We start from the raw sequence: 18,449 nt of genomic DNA on the forward strand, positions 1-18,449 counted from the left end.
ACTACTTTAAAATAATGCGTATTGCTGCATTTGGCTTCCGGTCAATACCTCCTTCTAAGGGTGCTGCGGGGGCCGATAAGTTTGCCATTGAATTATTTCCTCGTTTAGTTAAAAGAGGGCATAGTGTTGTAGCCTATAACAGGCGCTATCCTGATGTATTTGTTGAGGTAAACGAGTATAAAGGTGTAAAGGTTAAGACTATTAAAACCACCAGTAGTAAAGGGTTCGATACCTTATGGCACTCTTTTAGGTGCACATTCGATATTATTTTTAATAACACTGCCGATATTGTACATATTCAAAACGGTGGTAATAGTATTTGGGCGTTACCGCTTAGGCTTTTCGGAAAAAAAGTATTTATTAGTCAGGATGGGGTTGACTGGAAGCGTGACAAATGGCCATGGTATGGTAAGCTGTATTTAAAATTATCATCATTTATCACAGCACACATTCCCAATGAGGTGATCTTTGATAACGTTATTGCCAAAAAACTTTTTGAAGACAGATTTAAAAAAAACTTTAAGTTTATCCCATTTGGCAGTGAGGTTGAAACGGGTGCGGGTGATACAGATATCTTAAACAAGCTTAATCTTGAAAAAGGCAGCTATTATTTATTTGTAGGCCGGTTTATACCCGATAAAGGGTTGCATTACCTGATACCCGCATTCAAAAACTCCACTTCAAATAAAAAATTGGTCATGATAGGTGGATCACCAAATCCATCGCCATATGAAAAGCAATTGTTTGATATGGCCAGTGACCAGATCATTTTTCCTGGTTATGTGTACGGCGAAGATGTTAATACACTTATGTTAAATGCTTATTGCTACATTCAGCCATCAGATGTTGAAGGGTTATCGCCGGTTGTATTAACTGTAATGGGTTTAAATGTACCACTTATTGTGAGTGATATTGAAGAGAATGAGTATGCTGTTTTAGATACAGCCCGCAAATTTAAAAGAGGAAATATTAACTCGCTAACCCAAGAGATCAACTATTGTGAAGCGCATTACCCTGAAATGCTTGCCCTTGCAAAAAAGGCTCAACAGCGCGCCTTAAGTGTGTTTAACTGGGAGAAAGTTGCAGATGAACACGTGGAAGTGTTTATGAATAGCTAAACCGCTTTACGGAATACATCTACCAACTCCAGTGCCGCTTTTTCCCACGAGAATTTTTTTAAGCGTTCCTGTCCTTTAATGATCATGTTTTCCCTTAGTTCAGAATTATCCAGCACAATTTTGATTTTGGCGAAGATATCATTAACATCAAATGGATCAAATTGTAAAGCAGCATCGCCGCCAACTTCAGGTAAGCTTGTGTTATTGGCAGCAAGTACCGGCAAATTATATTGAAATGCCTCTAAAACTGGTATCCCAAAACCTTCGTTTAGTGAAGGGAACATATACATTAAAGCGTTTTTATATACGTGAGCTAATTCTTTATCGGATAAATATCCGGTAAATATTACATCGTCATGCAGGTTGTTTTTTTTGATGGCCAATAAGATCTGAGCATGGTCACTTTCTACATTTGCCGGTGAGATTGAACCAACAAGTACTAACTTCAAATCAGGATAACCAGTGTCTTTAATCTTTCCGAATGCCTGTATAAGAGCAGGTATGTTTTTCCTTTTAAACATGGAGCCCGCATGCAACAGATATTTCTTCTGTTTTAACGAAAATTGATTTAGTAGGGTGTCGTTGTAAACATCATCACCGCTTAATTCTTTTGGCCCTTCATGAATAACAACCAACTTTTCGTTAGCAATATGTGTAAAGTAGTTGATCTGTTTCTTTGCGTATGCGGAAGGCGTAATTACAAAAGGAGATCTTTTAGCGGCGGGTATAGCTGTTACTTTATAAAGCCATAGCCAAAGCTTGCCATAATGCTCAGGACTTTCAAAAAAGAAGGCATCATGGAAAACAGGAATAGTTTTATATCCTAAATGGATTAGTGGTACTATATTATCTGTACAAAATATTATATCGCAACCTTTAAAAAGGGCCTTAAATGGTAATACCAATTGTTTCCATAGTTGATATCTCAAATGTTCAATCAGCTTAAGCAATTTATTGTTACCTGTATAAACAGGAATGCTGCTATCTATAAAATGGAACTGCAGCCCACTATTGTTTAGTTTTTTAAATTCTTTACAAAGCTCTTCCAGGTAGGTTTTCGTCCCTGTTTTCGCCACCTGCAGGTCACGTATATCAACTCCTATAGTTAATGGTTTGGGCATATTTAAACCTCTTCCCGGTTTTTGATAATCCTGGCAGGTACACCAGCTACAATTGAATTTGCAGGTATAGATTTTACTACCACGCTGCCAGCCGCAACTATACAACCATCGCCAATATTAACTCCGGATAAAATTGTTGCACCACCGCCTATCCAGCAGTTATTACCAATAGTAACAGCTTGTTTGGTTACACCCTGATCTTTTATAAGTATATTGATATTTGAATAATTATGGTTCTCTGAAAATATTTGAACGTTAGGGCCCATTATTACGTCGTTGCCAATAGTAATGCCACCCTGCCCCGCAAAATATGCCCTGGCGCTTATCCCGGTTCTATCACCAATGATTATACCCGTACCTTTTTGGGCAATGATACCGGTGCAAAACAATATGGAATCACGAGCTATAGAGACCTGGTCGCCCAATACGATGCCGTTTAGCGATAAGGCGTTTATACTTACATTATCTTCCAATATCAAATTTTTACCTGCTCTTAATTGATAACCATGACGCACTTTTACATTGCTGCCAATAAACAACAAACCTGTGCATTTCTTTAAGAATAATCTAAGCCATAATCCTCTTATCACCTGGGCAAACCTAATTTTGGTAACACTAAGCAGATCCCTTTCAGAGTAGGTGCTTTCCCATTTATAGTCGGGGTTACCTTTTAGTTTTCTTATTAATTTTTCAATTATCATTTGCTGCAGGTTGTAATGGAACATTTCGGGGGCGCATGATCATACTCACCAATAGCCCCGACAGGAGCCAGTTCATATACGAAATATAAGAAGATGATTCTACTTCTGATGTGAGCAGCGGAATTAAAAAACCGACCTTTAAAAGCAAAACTGCAAAGCATACTTTTCTTTCTTTCCCTTTTAATTTAGGTAGCCATTTAAAGCTTGCCCTTATGAACATAATGTAAATGGACAAATATAAAAATAACGCAATTACACCGGCTTGTACACCAATTATAATAAACTGATTTTCACCGCCTACATTTTCGCCCAAGCTACCCGCAACCCGTCCGGATGTACCTAAGCCAAGCCCAAGCGGGCTTTCAACCATTGCCATAATACCTTGTACCCATTCAACCACGTGCCCAACGCTCGATGGGTTACTAAAGTCAATGGTGTTCATAATAACCTCAATAATACCCGACTTGTTATCTTCAAAACGGGTAAATAAATATATAAGATAAACTACCCCAACGGCTATACCGAAATGCACTGTATTGGTAATGAATTTACGTTTGGTAAGCAGCGCATATACATATATGATTAAAAAATAGCTTGCCAACGGTGCACGGGATAATGCGAATATTATAGATATAAACGAGGCGCCTAACGCAAACGTCCCTACCACATTAATATTAAAACGGTTATTGTCTCTTGTGTACAGAGCAAGTATTATAGATAAAGCAAGTAAGGTAGCGGCAGCATGCTCAAGCGGGTTAGCAAAAAAACTGGCAAAGCGCATATAACCACCTTCCGATTCAAACGTCCAGCTTAAGCCGTAGTTCCCGCCTGGTTCAAAGTTGAAAAAGTAATAGCTGTAATCGGCATAGCCGGTCATGGTTTGTAGCTGGCGCTGCATAACTAATTCAAATATCAATACGGCACCCGCGGCAATGGTTAGTAGTACTATATAATTAAAGTATTTGTTAATGTAGATGTCTTTGGGATCAAAAAGCCGACCGGTAAAGTAAACTACCACAAAAAAAGATGTGCTTTTAAAGGCTATTAATCTGTTTATAAAACTCTGTTCACCAATGGGTAATATGGCATACGCTAAAGTATAAAGTAAGAAACCCAGTATGGCATAATCAATTAAATTAAAGCGGGGGCGATATTTTAAAGTTACAATATTTAAAATCAATGTACTAATAATAAGCACCTCTTTAAAAAACTGAAAAGCCGGAATAATATCCTTCAACCCCAGGAGAAAGGCAACAGACATTGCCGTAGTGTACATAGATAGGCCGAAAATTAAAAATAAAAGTACAGCCTGCCTGTTTCCTTTAAAAACTTCCCGTATAGCTACAAAAAAAGAAGTTATATAGATCAGTGGAAAAATGAACATTCTTTATGGTACTTATTAATAATTGTCGGGCCAAATTAGGTTTTTTGGAGTGGAAATCCCCTCTTTCAATCCTTTAATTAAATAACCGGCTTTTTGGTTACGGCCACGCAGTTTAAAATATGCCAATACAGCCGCATAGTAAATACCATAATAAATTATGTAGATAGGATAAAATACAGGCTTCCCATATCTACGCAATATCCAAATATGATTGCGGCTGGTATAATAATGTATAACCGGGCTCAACGTACCTTCTTTTTTGGGGACTGCTACTTTAGCCGATACCCCAGCCTCATGATACATTTTACATGACGGTAAATAATGAAGGTCATACCCTGCATCCCGCAGCCTGAAGGAAAGGTCTACATCTTCGTAATATAAAAAGAATTGCTTGTTGAATAAGCCGCTTTTAACCAATGCGCTGTTCCTTATGAGCATGCAACAACCCGTAACCCATTCTACCTGGCTAAAAGCCTGGTTTGAAGCCGGTACTTTAGTATCAGAAATTATTGATCCTGTTAGTTTGTTAAAACTTCCTTCACCGTTCCATATTCTGGCTCTATCGTGCATCCAATAAATAGCTGGCTGTACTGCCCCCGCACCAGGATATTTGTTTAAATGTATGCTAAGCTTAGTAACGATATCCTCATCAACAACCGTATCGGTATTGAGTACAAGCGAGTAATTATATCCCTGGTTGATGCTGTATATTAATGCCCTGTTATTACCTTCAGCAAAACCGAGGTTTTCACCATTATCAATAAATAATACATCGGCAAACTGACGCTGTAACGTGGCTAATGAACCGTCTGATGATCCATTATCGGCAACAATAATATTATACAATTCCGGGTTGCAGTGTTGCCTTAGCGATGCAATACAATTAGCGGTATGCACGGGCGTGTTCCAATTTAAAAGAATTACTGCAACCTGCTTAGACATTTTGGATGGAAGATTTTTTAATAACGTATTCGTACATCATCAAGGCACATAACTCAACTATCAAGGTAAAGGCCCCAACAAACTTGCTATGTCCGGAATTTAATAGTAAGAAAGTCACCATTATTGAGGTAAAGAACAGGATCACCGCTATCCTGAATATATAAATGGTATTGTTTTTTAAAAGCTGATCAAGCACATTTAAAACATTCAGGGCGGATATGGTGGGTACAAATGCCATAATCCTCAAAAATAGTATAGCTGTTTCATTGTGTTGTTTGGTCAGTATGAAAACTATAAAATCGGCCAGTATAAATATCAGTAACGAGCCTGCAAAGAATATACCTGTTATAAGATATTTTGTTTTGCGGCGGTAGATATTCCACTGTTCAATACTCTGCTTATAAATAATTGCAGCATTAGGGTACAATGCGTTAGATATGGTGATCAGCAAAATACGGCATTGCCCAATAATTCTGTCGCACAGCGTATAGGCGCCCAATAAGGCTGCATTACCCCATAGAGGTAACACAAATATAATAATGGTTTGCTGCAGGTTTACAGACACATTATTTATGGTGAGATAAAAGTTATCCTTTACTATTTTAAGTAATCCTGATATTACAGGTATTTGAAACGGTAATTTTTGAACTGATTTGAAATAAATGAGTAAACCTAAATACATTAAAGTATTAGCTATGCCCAATATAAAGTTAACCCAACCAGCATGTTGTGAGCCTTTAATAAAAAGTATCAACGATAGTAAACAAATTACATTTGATAACAAATTGTAAATATTAAAGATCTTCAATTTTTCGATACCGTTAAAAAAGCACAATGGATTAAAAACCTCTGCTAAAACCATGGGCGTAGAAAGCACAATATAGATGTAGTAAGGCACAGGTGTAAATTGCAAACAAAATAGTACCACCAGGTAAAGTGCAAAAATGAGCGCCCTTATCCATAAAGTGCTATAAAATACAATGCTTAGCTTATGAGTATCATCCCGGTTAAACGCGATATCCCTTATGCCGGTTTGGTTGGTGCCATAATTGATTACTGTACCTGCAAGTTGTGCAAAACGGCTGGTGAACATAATAATACCAAATTCAGTAATGCCAACTACACGGCTAATTACCAAAATGCTCAGCACTATTAATAAGGTATTGGAAAGCTGAATGCCGCTTAAGTTGAAGAAGTTAGAAATAATGTTGGTTTCCCTTAACTTATTGTAAGAGCCCATTAAGCGTTGTTTCAAATTTGCAGGTTACTAACTGTCAAATTTAGCTTATTTGTACGGCCTCTTCAAAAAAACTTAGGTGTTTATAATTACTCATTTATCACCATTGGATAAAAGGAAATAATCCGTTTAATTAACCTTCTTTATTTTCAATCTCAGGGAATTACCAATAACGATCACATCTGAAAACGCCATGGCGAAAGCGCCTACCATTGGATTGAGGAAACCCATAGCGGCAATTGGTATCGCAATGATATTATATGCAAATGCCCAAAAGAGGTTTTGTTTAATAGTTAGTAAAGTATGCCTGCTTATCTGCAAAAACTTCACCACCGACTGCAGATCCGTATTCAGCAATATAACTTTTGCCGATTGGATGGCGATATGGCTTGCATCATTCATTGATACACCCACATCAGCCTGGGTAAGGGCAGGGGCATCGTTAATGCCATCGCCTATCATAATGGTTTTGCCTTTTTTGCGATAAATATCCACTATTTTCAACTTATCATCAGGTAACATTTCGGCATGTACCTCTTCAATACCAATAGCTTTGGATACTGCTAAACAACGCGATTTTTTATCGCCACTTAACAATACCGGCGTAATGCCTGCTTTTTTAAGCTGGGCTATCAGGCTGGCGGCATCTGGTTTAATAGTATCATCAACGGCTATTTGTGCCATTAAAACCTGATTCTTGTAAAGCGACAGGTTAAAACTATCGTTGGTCTTTTGCTTAGCCGTCCCCAGAAAATAATGGTTGCCGTTAATGTCCTCTGCACGCATGCCCAGGCCTTTTTCTTCCTTAACGTTACGTAGTATCACTTTTTGCTGCAACTGGCCTTGTAAGCCCGCTACAAGCGATTTGGCTATAGGATGGTTAGACCGCTCTTCAATAGCTGTAATTACCCCACGTATGAGTTCTTCGTCAAAACCCTCTTCGGCCTTGATCTGGTTAATGCTAAACTTTCCGTTAGTTAAAGTCCCCGTTTTATCAAATAACACGTATTTAGTATTGGCAACCGCCTCAATAGTATCACCGCCCTTTATCAGAATGCCGTTTTTAGCTGCCCTGCCTAAACCTACCATTACCGCGGTTGGTGTAGCCAGGCCCATAGCACACGGGCACGAAATAACCAGTACTGCAATGGCATTCATCAACGACTGTTGCATACCCGTATTTGTAGCAAAATAAGTTATCACAAAAGTAAACAGGGCTATCAGTATTACTACAGGTACAAAAATGGAAGCTACCCTATCACCCAATTTCTGTACCGGTGGCTTGGCTGCCTGGGCTTTTTTCATCAGATCAATAATTTGCGATAACACACTATTGCTGCCAACCTTTGTAGCCATTATTTTAATGTTACCCTGTTGCACAATGGTACCGCCAATAACCATATCATATTTTGTTTTGCTCACCGGGATGCCTTCGCCGGTTATCATGGCCTCATTTACCAACGCATCGCCTGACAGCACTTCACCATCAACAGGTATCTGGTCTCCTTCATTCACCAGCAGCATATCACCAGTTTGTACTTCCCTGGCGTTAACTATCTCAATGCCATCTTTAATAATACGGTTAGCATTAACTTGCTGAAATTTCATCAAATCTTTTACTGCTGATGTGGTTTGATTTACCGAGCGTTTCTCAAGTACATTTCCAAGCAAAACTAAAGTTATGATGGTGGCACAGGTTTCATAAAACAGGTAATGTTCGCCTAAATGCTGAATGGTACCTGTCAGGCTGTAAATAAATGCCGAAGCCGAACCAATAAATATCAGCACATCCATATTAGGTACGCCGTTTTTAAGCGAACTAAAGGCGCTTTTGCCAAAGTGCATACACCCCACAATAAATACGGGTAAACACAACATTAACTGAATAATGGGGTTATGTAAAAAGTGCCATGGAAACAGCATGTGCAGCAGAAGTGGAGCGGTGAAGATGGCACAAAAGATAAATTTGTTCTCTACTTTCTCATAAAAGTAAGTTTGGTGCGGGTTAAGATCATCTATAACTTTAAAACCGAGCCCTTCAATTTCTTTAATAATTTGAGGCAGGGCGGTTTCATCAGAGGTGCTGAATTTTACCTCTTCGGATGCGAAGCTTACCAGCACGTTTTGCAAGCCTTTCTTCTCCAATAACTTATGAATGCTCATTGCACAATTATTGCAATGCATTCCCGTAACATTCAATTCTACCAATTGCTCTGACATGTATTACAAAAATACCCATTAATTAAAATCGTTCTAAATAATTAAGGTAAGCGCATTGTAATTTTAAAAAAGCTTTGCAAATTGGGTTAAGATTTCTATTTTTGCATCCTCCAAGACGGTAGATGTAGCTCAGTTGGTTAGAGCATCGGTTTGTGGTACCGAGGGTCGTGGGTTCGAGCCCCATCATTTACCCAAAAGCCTCTCATGAAAATGAGAGGCTTTTTTGTGCCCAATGCTGGCGTTAACCCCTAAGTGTTCACGTTCATAACGCCATGAACGCTCGTGAATATTGATGAACGGTTGATAATCAATGTGTTAATGTATTTTATTGTTTCAAAATGCTGTACACGAGCGGTTTAGATAAATCGTATAGGATTTATCCATGCGATCGGAAGGTGGTTTTTTACCTAAAGGTGAATATGTTTAAGAATTTAAGAAGCTGCCTATTTCAATCAATTCATCGATAGACTGGTTCGAACTTTACACTCGTTATTCGTCCAAAAGCCTCTCATGAAAATGGCAGGACTTCTTATTTAAAAATGTTGCCTGCCTTGGTGGTTAGATGTTTGGACTTTAAAACATGATTTTTTAGGGAAAGGTTAAACTGAATTGTATGATTTTTAATATGTATTTTTATTAAAAACCATTTACCTTATGAAAAAGGTTCATTCATTTAAGTTTGCAGCAATAGCAATATCCTTTTTAGCACTTTCATGCGGTAACGCAACAAATAATAAAAAGGAAATAACGGACCCCGACAGTAAAACTCCTAAAAAGCCTCTTCGTGAAAAGGTGCTGACCGCATCTGAACAAAAAGCGCTGACTCCTGAGCTTATCATTAAAGCACTTACGGACGGTAATAAAAGGTTTGTTAGCAATGATCTTACCTTACGTGATCATTCGGCAATGGTACGGGATGGAGCAGCAGGACAATATCCGAAAGCCGTAATCCTTTCCTGTGTGGACAGCCGGATACCAGTTGAAGATGTATTTGATAGAGGAATAGGAGATATCTTTGTGGCGAGGGTTGCCGGAAATTTTTCTAATGTGGATATTTTGGGCAGTTTGGAATTTGCTTGCAAGGTTTCCGGGGCAAAAGTAATCCTGGTACTTGGCCATGAATCGTGCGGGGCCATTAAGTCAGCGATAGACGATGTCAAACTGGGAAATATTACGTCAATGCTTTCCAAAATTAAGCCTGCAGTGGCGCTTTCGTCTGGCTTTACGGGTGAAAAAAGCAGTAAAAATCCTGCATTTGTTGAACTGGTGACGAAAAATAACATTCGTAATACGATTCAAACCATAAGATCTAAGAGCCCTATTCTTAAAGAAATGTCAGAGCATGGAGATATCAAGATTGTCGGCGCTTATTATGATCTGCATACGGGAGCCGTAGAATTTCTTTAATTGGGAATTTACCATGTGCCCGGTATTATTCAATTACATCCTGAATACAGATAGTTTTGCAAAACTGCCAATTTCAATGAATTCATTAATAAAACGGTGTGGCTTTTGCACTGTAATCCACTCGAAAGCCTCTCATCAAAATGAGAGGCTTTTTTTGTGCTTTGTTATAATAAGGCTTGGTATGAAATGGTGCGGTGATAACACCGACCATAGGCTGAAAATGAGAGGCTTTTTTGTTAAGTGCTATTTGTTTTCTTTCAACGCGTCTTCTATTCGCAGGCTTTCTTTATGAATGGCATTTAGTAACTCGATAATAAATGCAGGGGAGAGGTCTTCTTTTTTACCAGCTGTTATCCCTTTATCAATCACCTGTTGAAAACGTGCGGCTTGAAGAGAAGGGATATTGTTTTTTGCTTTATAAATCCCTATTTCCTTTACTACACGTTCCCGTGCTCCAAGTATTTCAATCAATTTTTTATCAAGAGAATCAATTTTTTGGCGGGCTACTTCAAGGGTAGGGTCGGTGGCTTTAGGCTGACCGGATTGTGCAAAAAGGTAACTTGTCATTATCATCGTCATTAAAAAAGTAAGGACAAATAAGCGATTAGTTTTATTTTTCATAATTGATGTTTGTATCTGTTAGTAACGAAAAAGTTTTTGGAAATGGTATATTACTAGCCCGGTAGAGCTAACCGCACCAAATGATGGTACCAACCGTATTTTCGTAGTATTATTGGTAAATAATAATTATTCTTCAATAATTTTGGGGCCTCTTTTCATGAAGATCCTGAAAGGACACAAAGGCTAAAAAGCCTTAAAACTTTCAACTTAAGGCTTTTAATTTTTTATAATTCGACATCGAACTGAATAACACACCAGGCATGTGTGTACCAACAGAGCCCTATTAATTTTCTAATTCTTTGATATGTAGAGCCTCAATTATAACGCTTCTTATTATAGCAAATCCATTATTACCGTTTGTAAATAAAATAATACCGCGTTTTGATTTTGGCAACAGGGCAACCAATGTTTTTACACCATCGTCTGAACCGGTATGCATGATCAAATATTCTCCGTTTTCCAAAGGTGTCATCACCTCCCAGCCAAGGCCCATATTTTCTTTGGGTCGCCCCTCCATTTTTACCTGGGGTGTTATCATTTGCCCGAAAAGTCCCGGCGATAATAATTGTTGGTTTAGCACCGCCATAGAAAACTTAGCATAATCATCAATGGTTGTCACCAGCCAATCTGCAGAAACCACGCTGGTATTTTTTTTCATAGGGATCAATGAACCGTCTTTGCTATGCGGGTCGGCGAAACGGGTACTATCCATTTTATCGCTCCAACCATAATGCGTATTGCTCATACGCAACGGGCGAAACAGGACCGAATCAGCCAGTTGCTGCAGGCTACGATGGAACTTTGCTTCAACTGCGCGCCGCAAATATTCAAAACCCTCACCTGAATAGCCATATTTGGTTCCGGGGGTAAACTGAAAAGCGAGCTTATTTGCCGGATTTTGCGAACGCCAATTGGGAAAGCCAGTTTGGTGGCTAAGCACTATCCGGGTAGTCAGTTTTTGGTGGCGCGGATCATCCTTTATATCCGGGTCTATCCAATACTTATCTAAGGGTTCGTCCAAGTTCCATTGCCCGGCATCAATTAGTTTTAAAACAGTCAGCGCCGTTACCGGTTTGGTCAGCGAAGCCACATTAAATAATGTGTTTGACTGGGCTGGGCTACCATTACTAAGCCTGCCAAAAAGTTTCACTTGTTTAATTTGGCCATTTTCTAAAATACAGGCTGCCACAATTGGCACTTTGTTCTTTGCCATCCATGCCGGGATGCTATCAAGGCAACTTAAAGAAATTTTTACAGCAGCCTGCCCCCACGACCGGACATTTGTTAACACAATGACGAAGAAGAGCAATATGACCACTCTCAAGTTTTTCATATGATGATGATTATACTACTAAGACAGTTAAAAGAGCAGATTGGTTACAGCCGCGTTTTTTATTGATTGTAACTCTGTTTCTCTGTTAAATTAGGCCGCAGCCTCACAGGATGCGGAAAACCAGGTTGATACCTTATGACTTTAATCACAACTGAGGATGTTCTTTAATGAACTGTTTAGCTGCTTCAAGTTCCGCTCTGCGGCAATTTTTCTGATCAACAACCCTAACTAGTTGAGTATAATAAAGCTTCGATTTTTTAAAATAGCCTAAATTTTCTGCTGCAACTGCAGCACCGTACAGGCCATTAAAACGATTTGGGTGTTTTTTCAGGTTTGTCTGGTAAGCTTCGAATGCCTTATCCCATTTTTGCATTTGCATGAGCATATCACCTAATAATTCTCTTGCAGGAATTACTTCTCCTGGCGTTACAGGATGTTTTTCTGTTTTATCTTCCAAATCTGCAGCAAAATTCATCTGCGCTATGGCCTCATCATTTTTTCCTTCTTTAAACCAGATCCAGGCCTCACCAGTTTTTATTTGTATTTCTATCTGGCCTGCTTTATAAATATCCTTCTGTTTAAGTAATTCATCATGTTGCTTCTTCAGTTCCTCTAATTCAACCTTAGCCGAATCTATATTTCCAATATTTATAGAGCCCATTAGCCGGGTAAATTGAATTATAGCTTTCTGCCATGGAAAATCCGTCCATGAAAAATGTTCATCATTCGCCTTTAGGTTAGCTGCTTCATGCCAAATTCTGTTTTCAAGCAAATAACGTGATGGAATTGCCGCGAAAGCATAAGCAACTTTAAAATTTATAGGATTTACTTCGTCAATAGTGTTCAAATAATCCCATTGTTTCTTTGCCAGGTCGTTTGCTCCCCTTTGCAAATAGGCATACATTAAATAATCCATTCCATGAAGTTCCTCGTCCCAGTGCCCTTTGATGCCTGCTGCTGCCGCATAACAACGTGCAGAAGAAACCGAAGCAATATTTGAACTGATGCTTTCTCGCCACAATCCCAGCCTCGTAAAAATATGGGACGGCATATGCAGGGCATGAGCCGAAGATGGTGCTACAGAAGCATATTTCCTGGCAGCTGGCAGGGCCAGTTGTGCAAGTTCCGGATAGTCATAGGTATGAATAATATAATGTATAATTCCCGGATGATTTGGTTCATTTGGATATAGATTATTTAAGATAGAACCTGCTTTTTTCTGTTTTGTAAATGATTTGTCGGAAGGATCAGCTGCGGCAGTTAATGACAGGGCATAGAATATTGCGGCTTCATTATCGTTCGGGTAGGCTGCATAGAGTGTTTCCATAGCCTTTTCAAATTTGATGCAGCGGCTCCGATGATCCACCTTATCCCACGAATCATAAAAAGATGCAATAGCATTTATATATCGCTCTTCTCTATCTGACTTTTGAGAAATTTCCTGTGCTATTTTAACTGCTTTTGCTCCCTTTTTTAGTTCTGATTGGGTAGGAGGGGCCCAAAGCGGATGAAAATTGCTCATAGCTACGCCCCAAAAGGCCATAGCACATTCGGGATGGTTATAAATGATCTTTGCAAAAGTTTTTTCAGCCTCGTCATACTCAAATGAATGTAGTAGCTTTAAACCAAGGGCAAAATCTTCTTTTACTTCTTTGTTGCAGGAAAATTCAAATTCAAGGGAACCTAATTGCTGATCGGTTGTACCACATAATGCAACTTCCCCTCTTTTTAAGTTCATATCCTTGATTAAAATCGTTGAAGCGGTTGTGTTTTTGTTTTTGCACGAAGCATAAATCAACGATGATAAAAGGAAAAATGCCAGTTGTATAAATAAGACTCTCATAGTATGACATCTCTTTAATTGGCCAAGAAATTATATTTATGAGGCATCTACGGCTTATAAATCCTTACCTGCAAATTATCGCTATAGATAGAGACTGAGCTGTGCCGGTACCTCATTGAATCTTCAGATTCTATATTGCATTCCGTAACATATCTCTATTATTTAAAAATATGTTTAATCTTTTCTTCGAACATTGGTTTGGTGAATAAATTTATGTTTTAAATTGCTTTTTTCAAAGCGTTTATAATATAAGCTAAATAAAAGTAATTTAAGTTAAAAACTTGTTTATTAGGTTACTATAGATTAACTTTAAACAAAATAATTGTAATGTATAGTAAATTATATAAATTATAAATATATATTAATTTTTTACCATGGCTATAATTGAAGAAAACACTTCAGAACTTCCTGAAGATGATCAGTTGAATGATGATTCTTTTGACACGAATTTAGCTAGTGCCAGAGATAAAAACACACCAATAGGTGGAGGAAGAAATCGGAACGCGGCTGATGACGGAGAGAATTTGGTTGCACGCCAGCAAAGGGTTGATAAAAATACGCCTATTGGCGGCTGAAGCTACCTTATTCTACACATCACTTATTAAATTATCGGCGCCTTAAATGGGCGCCAATATGGAGATATATGCCTTTATTTACCAGGTAAGCGTGTCTGGTTTAGTAGGAGGGTGTTACGGTAATTTTTGCCTTATTTAACTTCTTGAAAGTAGGCTATGCTGCAATTATATATAAAGCCGATTTTTATTTGCTGGCTGATTGGTTTAGCTGTGCCAGTTTATGCCCAGGACAGGCCCTCTACGCCATTAAAATCAGCAACGTCGGCAAATGATACCAGTCGGGTTACATTGTTGCTTAACTTAAGCAGAAAAGCACAACCATCTAATCCTGACAGTGCGTTAATATATGCCCAGCAAGCCCTTACTATTGCCAGAAATACAGGTAACATTGTTGGTGAAGCTAATAGTTTAAATAGGGCAGGTGTAGTGTTATGGAAAAATGGGAAATATGACCGTGCCCTGCATTTTCTTATCAATTCATTAAAAATACGTGAAAAAAATGATGATCTCCGGGGACAAGTTGCCAGTCTAAATAATATAGGCATTTTATATTCAGATCAAAACGATAATAAAAAGGCGCTATTCTATCACTTTAAGGCAAAAGCTATTGCCGAATCGCTTCAAGACAGAAAGTTATTAAGTATTGTATTATCAAACATTGGCAATTGTTATATTAAACTTAATAATATAGGTTCTGCTCTTGCTTTTGAAATGCGCGCCTATCAATTACAGCAGGGTTTAGGCGATCAGGCCATGCTGCCAAGCACACTATCAATTTTAGGGGATGTCCACTATAAAATGAACCATGAGGCGCTTGCATTAGATTATTATAGATTAAGTGCGGCTTATGCAATGCAGCAGAATGATCAGAGTAACCTGGCTGATACCTATAACAGTATGGCGTTGCTTTATAAAAATAACGGGCGGAAAGATTCTTGTTTGTTTTACGCTAAAAAAGCACTGAAAGCTGGGCAAATAGCAAAATATCCTGTGGCTATTTATAATGCGGGTAATTTGTTAACCCAAATGTATCAGGGTAGAAATGAACGCAAGGAGTTAATGTACCTAAAGGCCGCCATGGCCGCAAAAGATAGTATGTTTAATATTGAAAAAGTAAAGCAGGTACAAATTCTAAGTTTTAATGAAGCAGCAAGGCAAGAAGAGATCATTGATGAGAAAAGACGCGAATCGGAAGAAAGAATAATTAATTTACAGCTTATCGGCATTGCTATTTTTATCCCAACTTTATTTTTGATTTTATTACTGCTTAGTAAAAGCCGGACCCATCGTAAAGTAATTGAATTTATGAGCGTGATTTGCTTGTTACTGGTTTTTGAATTTATAAGCCTTTTTATTCATCCATTTATCCAGAGCATAAGCAATCATTTGCCGGTACTTGAGTTGCTTATTCTTGTACTTGTTGCGGCTATACTTGTACCATCACATCACAAACTTACAGAATGGATGCGCGATAAATTAGCCCATGCCCCAAAGCCGCAAAAATCTTTAGATACTGAAAAAATACAGGTTGATGCGGAGTAGCAATTATTAAAAAAGCTAAGCTTCGTTTATAATATATTAATTGAACCTTTACTGCAAATCCTGGCTCATAACAAAATTTATTCCTTCGCTTATAATATCACGTAATGTATATACACGTCTTTTTTGATAGGCATTCAAAAAGTCAGTTTCGCCTTTTTGAAAACTATATATTCTGTATTCCTTGGTAAGATAATCAGAAGCGTCGTCACCAAAGCTTAAATAAAATGATTGAGAATCATAATAGTTCTCCTTTTTTTTCAAAAAGCGGTGTTTGTTGCCTATATAGCTTCCGGATATATAATCTGTAAATAGAATTTGCTGCAGAAAAGAAAGGTTTAATTTATATTTTTTAGCTATAATCCATGCAAATTGATGGGTAAGTATAATTATTATATTGTTGTTCTTTAAAGTTTGGCTTGTTTCTTTATTTAATAAATTAAGATCAAGATAAACATTATCATCCTGAAAATTAGGTTTAACCAACTCTTTAGAAAACGTGATCAGACTATCATAATAATAACAGGCAGGTTTAATAAAAAAAAACGCTGATAGAGAGCCAAGCTCAAAATTAACTAAACGATTTAGGGACGTGTCTGGCGTGGAAGTGTAAAAGAAATACTTATTGGTTAACACTGATGATTTTGTGTTATTAATAAATTGAAATGATTGCGCAGTAACTTTAGTAAGTATTATATTACATATAATAAGTAAAATATATAGCCTCATGATATATGTTTTCATGAAGCTATATATATGATCGAATAAAAAATACTCTTTATTACGTATGGATACCAAAATGAGTAATTGGTATTATTTATTGCTCATTTTCTCACATTTGCAATTAGGGAAAACTTAATTACAGTGAACTTAGATAGGTTTTGTTGGAAAAGATTGAGTCCGCTTGTTGATTAATATCCGGAATAGTAATTAGTGATTTGGCCGCAGCATCTCCATATTTGAATACCATTGTAATGCATTTCATACGTTGTAAAAAATATAAGTTATTTAATGCCGGCTTACTAATTAAATAATATCTAATAGTTATTTTTGTTAATTAAAAATATTTATTAATTTAAAAGTCTCTTTTAAGTTAATTTCATCAATTTTTCTTGTGAGAATATCATAAATAAAAATTAAATTAAATTAATTTTTATTTATGAAGCTTTTTAGTGTAGTATTTATAAAATAATGGTTAAACATTTGAATTTGTCTAAATGTATAGTATTTATGGAAAAAGATTATGGTAAAATAGTTGAATATATTGTAAGGAAAAATGGGTATAATATAACTGAATTAGCCACAAACTTGTCTGTCAATAGAAGATCCATTTATAATTGGTTTAATCAAAAGGATTTAAGAACCGATATTATTTTCAGGATAGGTTATATTATAAGACATGATTTTTCAAACGAGTTTCCCGAACTGTTTACTAAAGATGATTTTAAAAATATATATAACGTGAGGCAACCATGTTTGGGTCAAATGAGCTTATCATTTCCAAATAACGATGATGAGGATTGGAAGAATAAATATATTGAGCTTTTAGAAAAATATAATACTATTCTTATCAGCAATAAACAGGTTAAAAATTTACAATTAAAATAACCATGCTATTGGGTTTAATACAAACGCATTTTCAGCTAAAATGTATAAAAGGTTTTAATTAGTTATTTGAGCAAGTAAGAAAGTTAATGTACCAATATGTCTTGCAAAATCATTGCTTGTTTGATTTGGCATTTTAAAAAATGGTTCTGCATAAGAATAGGCTAATAAAACAATAACCAAAGAACTAATTACTTTTTTTAATAAATCGTTTTCATCAACATCCAGGTTGCTGATCTTATCTGATAAGGTTTCCAGCTGTTTTAGATTTATGAAGTTGTGATTTTCAACTGCGCGGATAAATTTGCCCCGCAGTTCTGGTATTTGTGTATTATCAATAAGATATTTAAAGGCCTCTTCAGAAGTGAGCTTTACGGGTGTGTATTTTAATTGACCATTACCGTCAAAATAATCTGGGTAATCAGATTTGAACTGATTGATTTCGGCTTCAATTTCAGTAGCTTTTTTTTTGAATAAAGTGCCATATTTTTGGATGTTTTCAATTGTAGTAGCTAGTTGACCAGATTTAATGGATCTAATATTAAAAACAATATTTTCCTCATCAATTGATTTTTCAATTAAAAATATGGTAAAAACCGATTCCGAAATCAAGTTTTTAAGCAGATGCAAAACCCTATTTTGAATTAAAGGGAAATTTAATTGTTCAATAGTGCTACCAAAATCACCCAAGCCGGTACTAAGCTTATGAAACACATTATGAAAGTAACGAACTGGTTCAGTATTATTATCTGAAGTTTCAATGTGTAGTAAATAATTTTCTATGATGAAGGTATTGAACCGGG

The 18,449-nt window shown here is 37.0% G+C and carries 16 protein-coding genes and 1 tRNA gene; 6 read left to right on the forward strand and 11 right to left on the reverse strand.

What is annotated here, in order from left to right; translation table 11 throughout:
• Positions 1 to 14 precede the first annotated feature (14 nt).
• Positions 15 to 1,118: a glycosyltransferase gene (locus WC743_RS20140; RefSeq protein ID WP_373014928.1), complete on the forward strand. Its 1,104-nt coding sequence runs from the start codon at positions 15 to 17 to the stop codon at positions 1,116 to 1,118.
• On the opposite strand, the gene WC743_RS20145 is transcribed toward WC743_RS20140, so the two are convergent.
• The 6 genes from WC743_RS20145 to WC743_RS20170 all read right to left on the reverse strand — a co-directional run bounded on the left by WC743_RS20145 (position 1,115) and on the right by WC743_RS20170 (position 8,723).
• Positions 1,115 to 2,239: a glycosyltransferase family 4 protein gene (locus WC743_RS20145; protein WP_373014930.1), complete on the reverse strand. Its 1,125-nt coding sequence runs from the start codon at positions 2,237 to 2,239 to the stop codon at positions 1,115 to 1,117. The genes WC743_RS20140 and WC743_RS20145 overlap by 4 nt on opposite strands.
• 2 nt (positions 2,240 to 2,241) lie before the next feature.
• Entirely contained in the window at positions 2,242 to 2,940 is a 699-nt protein-coding gene (locus WC743_RS20150; protein ID WP_373014932.1) for a DapH/DapD/GlmU-related protein, read from the reverse strand.
• A complete protein-coding gene (locus WC743_RS20155) occupies positions 2,930 to 4,324 on the reverse strand; it encodes an O-antigen ligase family protein (RefSeq protein WP_373014934.1) in 1,395 nt (464 codons plus the stop codon). Before WC743_RS20155 ends, WC743_RS20150 begins: the two co-directional genes overlap by 11 nt.
• Before the next feature lie 15 nt (positions 4,325 to 4,339).
• A complete protein-coding gene (locus WC743_RS20160) occupies positions 4,340 to 5,266 on the reverse strand; it encodes a glycosyltransferase family 2 protein (protein ID WP_373014936.1) in 927 nt (308 codons plus the stop codon).
• Positions 5,259 to 6,521, reverse strand: coding sequence for an oligosaccharide flippase family protein (locus tag WC743_RS20165; protein WP_373014938.1), 1,263 nt, complete (start codon positions 6,519 to 6,521; stop codon positions 5,259 to 5,261). Before WC743_RS20165 ends, WC743_RS20160 begins: the two co-directional genes overlap by 8 nt.
• A gap of 111 nt (positions 6,522 to 6,632) precedes the next feature.
• Positions 6,633 to 8,723 (reverse strand): heavy metal translocating P-type ATPase, encoded by a 2,091-nt coding sequence (locus tag WC743_RS20170; RefSeq protein WP_373014940.1) that lies wholly within the window; start codon positions 8,721 to 8,723, stop codon positions 6,633 to 6,635.
• Positions 8,724 to 8,841: 118 nt separating this feature from the next.
• On the opposite strand from WC743_RS20170, the gene WC743_RS20175 reads away from it, so the two are divergent.
• Together WC743_RS20175 and WC743_RS20180 are read left to right on the forward strand one after the other, a co-directional pair.
• Positions 8,842 to 8,915, forward strand: a tRNA-His gene (locus WC743_RS20175).
• Positions 8,916 to 9,377: 462 nt separating this feature from the next.
• Positions 9,378 to 10,130, forward strand: a complete 753-nt coding sequence (locus tag WC743_RS20180; RefSeq protein ID WP_373014942.1) for a carbonic anhydrase family protein — start codon at positions 9,378 to 9,380, stop codon at positions 10,128 to 10,130.
• 243 nt (positions 10,131 to 10,373) lie between these two features.
• On the opposite strand, the gene WC743_RS20185 is transcribed toward WC743_RS20180, so the two are convergent.
• From WC743_RS20185 to WC743_RS20195, 3 genes are all read right to left on the reverse strand, one after another.
• Positions 10,374 to 10,751, reverse strand: a complete 378-nt coding sequence (locus WC743_RS20185; RefSeq protein ID WP_373014944.1) for a chorismate mutase — start codon at positions 10,749 to 10,751, stop codon at positions 10,374 to 10,376.
• 283 nt (positions 10,752 to 11,034) lie between these two features.
• Positions 11,035 to 12,084, reverse strand: a complete 1,050-nt coding sequence (locus tag WC743_RS20190; protein WP_373014946.1) for a serine hydrolase domain-containing protein — start codon at positions 12,082 to 12,084, stop codon at positions 11,035 to 11,037.
• A 145-nt stretch (positions 12,085 to 12,229) separates the two neighbouring features.
• Positions 12,230 to 13,927: a tol-pal system YbgF family protein gene (locus tag WC743_RS20195; protein ID WP_373014948.1), complete on the reverse strand. Its 1,698-nt coding sequence runs from the start codon at positions 13,925 to 13,927 to the stop codon at positions 12,230 to 12,232.
• A 374-nt stretch (positions 13,928 to 14,301) separates the two neighbouring features.
• Between WC743_RS20195 and WC743_RS20200 the strand changes: the two genes are divergently transcribed.
• Together WC743_RS20200 and WC743_RS20205 are read left to right on the forward strand one after the other, a co-directional pair.
• Entirely contained in the window at positions 14,302 to 14,502 is a 201-nt protein-coding gene (locus tag WC743_RS20200; RefSeq protein ID WP_373014950.1) for a hypothetical protein, read from the forward strand.
• 156 nt (positions 14,503 to 14,658) lie between these two features.
• Complete coding sequence (locus WC743_RS20205; protein WP_373014952.1) at positions 14,659 to 16,044, forward strand: tetratricopeptide repeat protein; 1,386 nt, start codon at positions 14,659 to 14,661, stop codon at positions 16,042 to 16,044.
• Positions 16,045 to 16,092: 48 nt separating this feature from the next.
• Here WC743_RS20205 and WC743_RS20210 read toward each other — a convergent pair whose 3' ends face one another.
• Positions 16,093 to 16,785: a hypothetical protein gene (locus tag WC743_RS20210; RefSeq protein ID WP_373014954.1), complete on the reverse strand. Its 693-nt coding sequence runs from the start codon at positions 16,783 to 16,785 to the stop codon at positions 16,093 to 16,095.
• Positions 16,786 to 17,271: 486 nt separating this feature from the next.
• Between WC743_RS20210 and WC743_RS20215 the strand changes: the two genes are divergently transcribed.
• On the forward strand, positions 17,272 to 17,649 hold the full coding sequence (locus WC743_RS20215) for a hypothetical protein (protein ID WP_373014956.1): 378 nt from the start codon (positions 17,272 to 17,274) through the stop codon (positions 17,647 to 17,649).
• A 54-nt stretch (positions 17,650 to 17,703) separates the two neighbouring features.
• Here WC743_RS20215 and WC743_RS20220 read toward each other — a convergent pair.
• Positions 17,704 to 18,449: hypothetical protein (locus tag WC743_RS20220; protein WP_373014958.1), on the reverse strand; the 746-nt coding region annotated here is incomplete at its 5' end.

Origin of the sequence: Mucilaginibacter sp. (assembly GCF_041660805.1) — a bacterium.
Lineage (GTDB): Bacteria > Bacteroidota > Bacteroidia > Sphingobacteriales > Sphingobacteriaceae > Mucilaginibacter.

Bases quoted from the DNA above. Each gene is read 5' to 3' on its own strand.
- WC743_RS20140 (WP_373014928.1), top strand. From the start codon at position 15: ATGCGTATTGCTGCATTTGGCTTCCGGTCAATACCTCCTTCTAAGGGT.
- WC743_RS20145 (WP_373014930.1), bottom strand. From the start codon at position 2,239: ATGCCCAAACCATTAACTATAGGAGTTGATATACGTGACCTGCAGGTG.
- WC743_RS20150 (WP_373014932.1), bottom strand. From the start codon at position 2,940: ATGATAATTGAAAAATTAATAAGAAAACTAAAAGGTAACCCCGACTAT.
- WC743_RS20155 (WP_373014934.1), bottom strand. From the start codon at position 4,324: ATGTTCATTTTTCCACTGATCTATATAACTTCTTTTTTTGTAGCTATA.
- WC743_RS20160 (WP_373014936.1), bottom strand. From the start codon at position 5,266: ATGTCTAAGCAGGTTGCAGTAATTCTTTTAAATTGGAACACGCCCGTG.
- WC743_RS20170 (WP_373014940.1), bottom strand. From the start codon at position 8,723: ATGTCAGAGCAATTGGTAGAATTGAATGTTACGGGAATGCATTGCAAT.
- WC743_RS20180 (WP_373014942.1), top strand. From the start codon at position 9,378: ATGAAAAAGGTTCATTCATTTAAGTTTGCAGCAATAGCAATATCCTTT.
- WC743_RS20185 (WP_373014944.1), bottom strand. From the start codon at position 10,751: ATGAAAAATAAAACTAATCGCTTATTTGTCCTTACTTTTTTAATGACG.
- WC743_RS20190 (WP_373014946.1), bottom strand. From the start codon at position 12,084: ATGAAAAACTTGAGAGTGGTCATATTGCTCTTCTTCGTCATTGTGTTA.
- WC743_RS20195 (WP_373014948.1), bottom strand. From the start codon at position 13,927: ATGAGAGTCTTATTTATACAACTGGCATTTTTCCTTTTATCATCGTTG.
- WC743_RS20200 (WP_373014950.1), top strand. From the start codon at position 14,302: ATGGCTATAATTGAAGAAAACACTTCAGAACTTCCTGAAGATGATCAG.
- WC743_RS20205 (WP_373014952.1), top strand. From the start codon at position 14,659: ATGCTGCAATTATATATAAAGCCGATTTTTATTTGCTGGCTGATTGGT.
- WC743_RS20210 (WP_373014954.1), bottom strand. From the start codon at position 16,785: ATGAAAACATATATCATGAGGCTATATATTTTACTTATTATATGTAAT.
- WC743_RS20215 (WP_373014956.1), top strand. From the start codon at position 17,272: ATGGAAAAAGATTATGGTAAAATAGTTGAATATATTGTAAGGAAAAAT.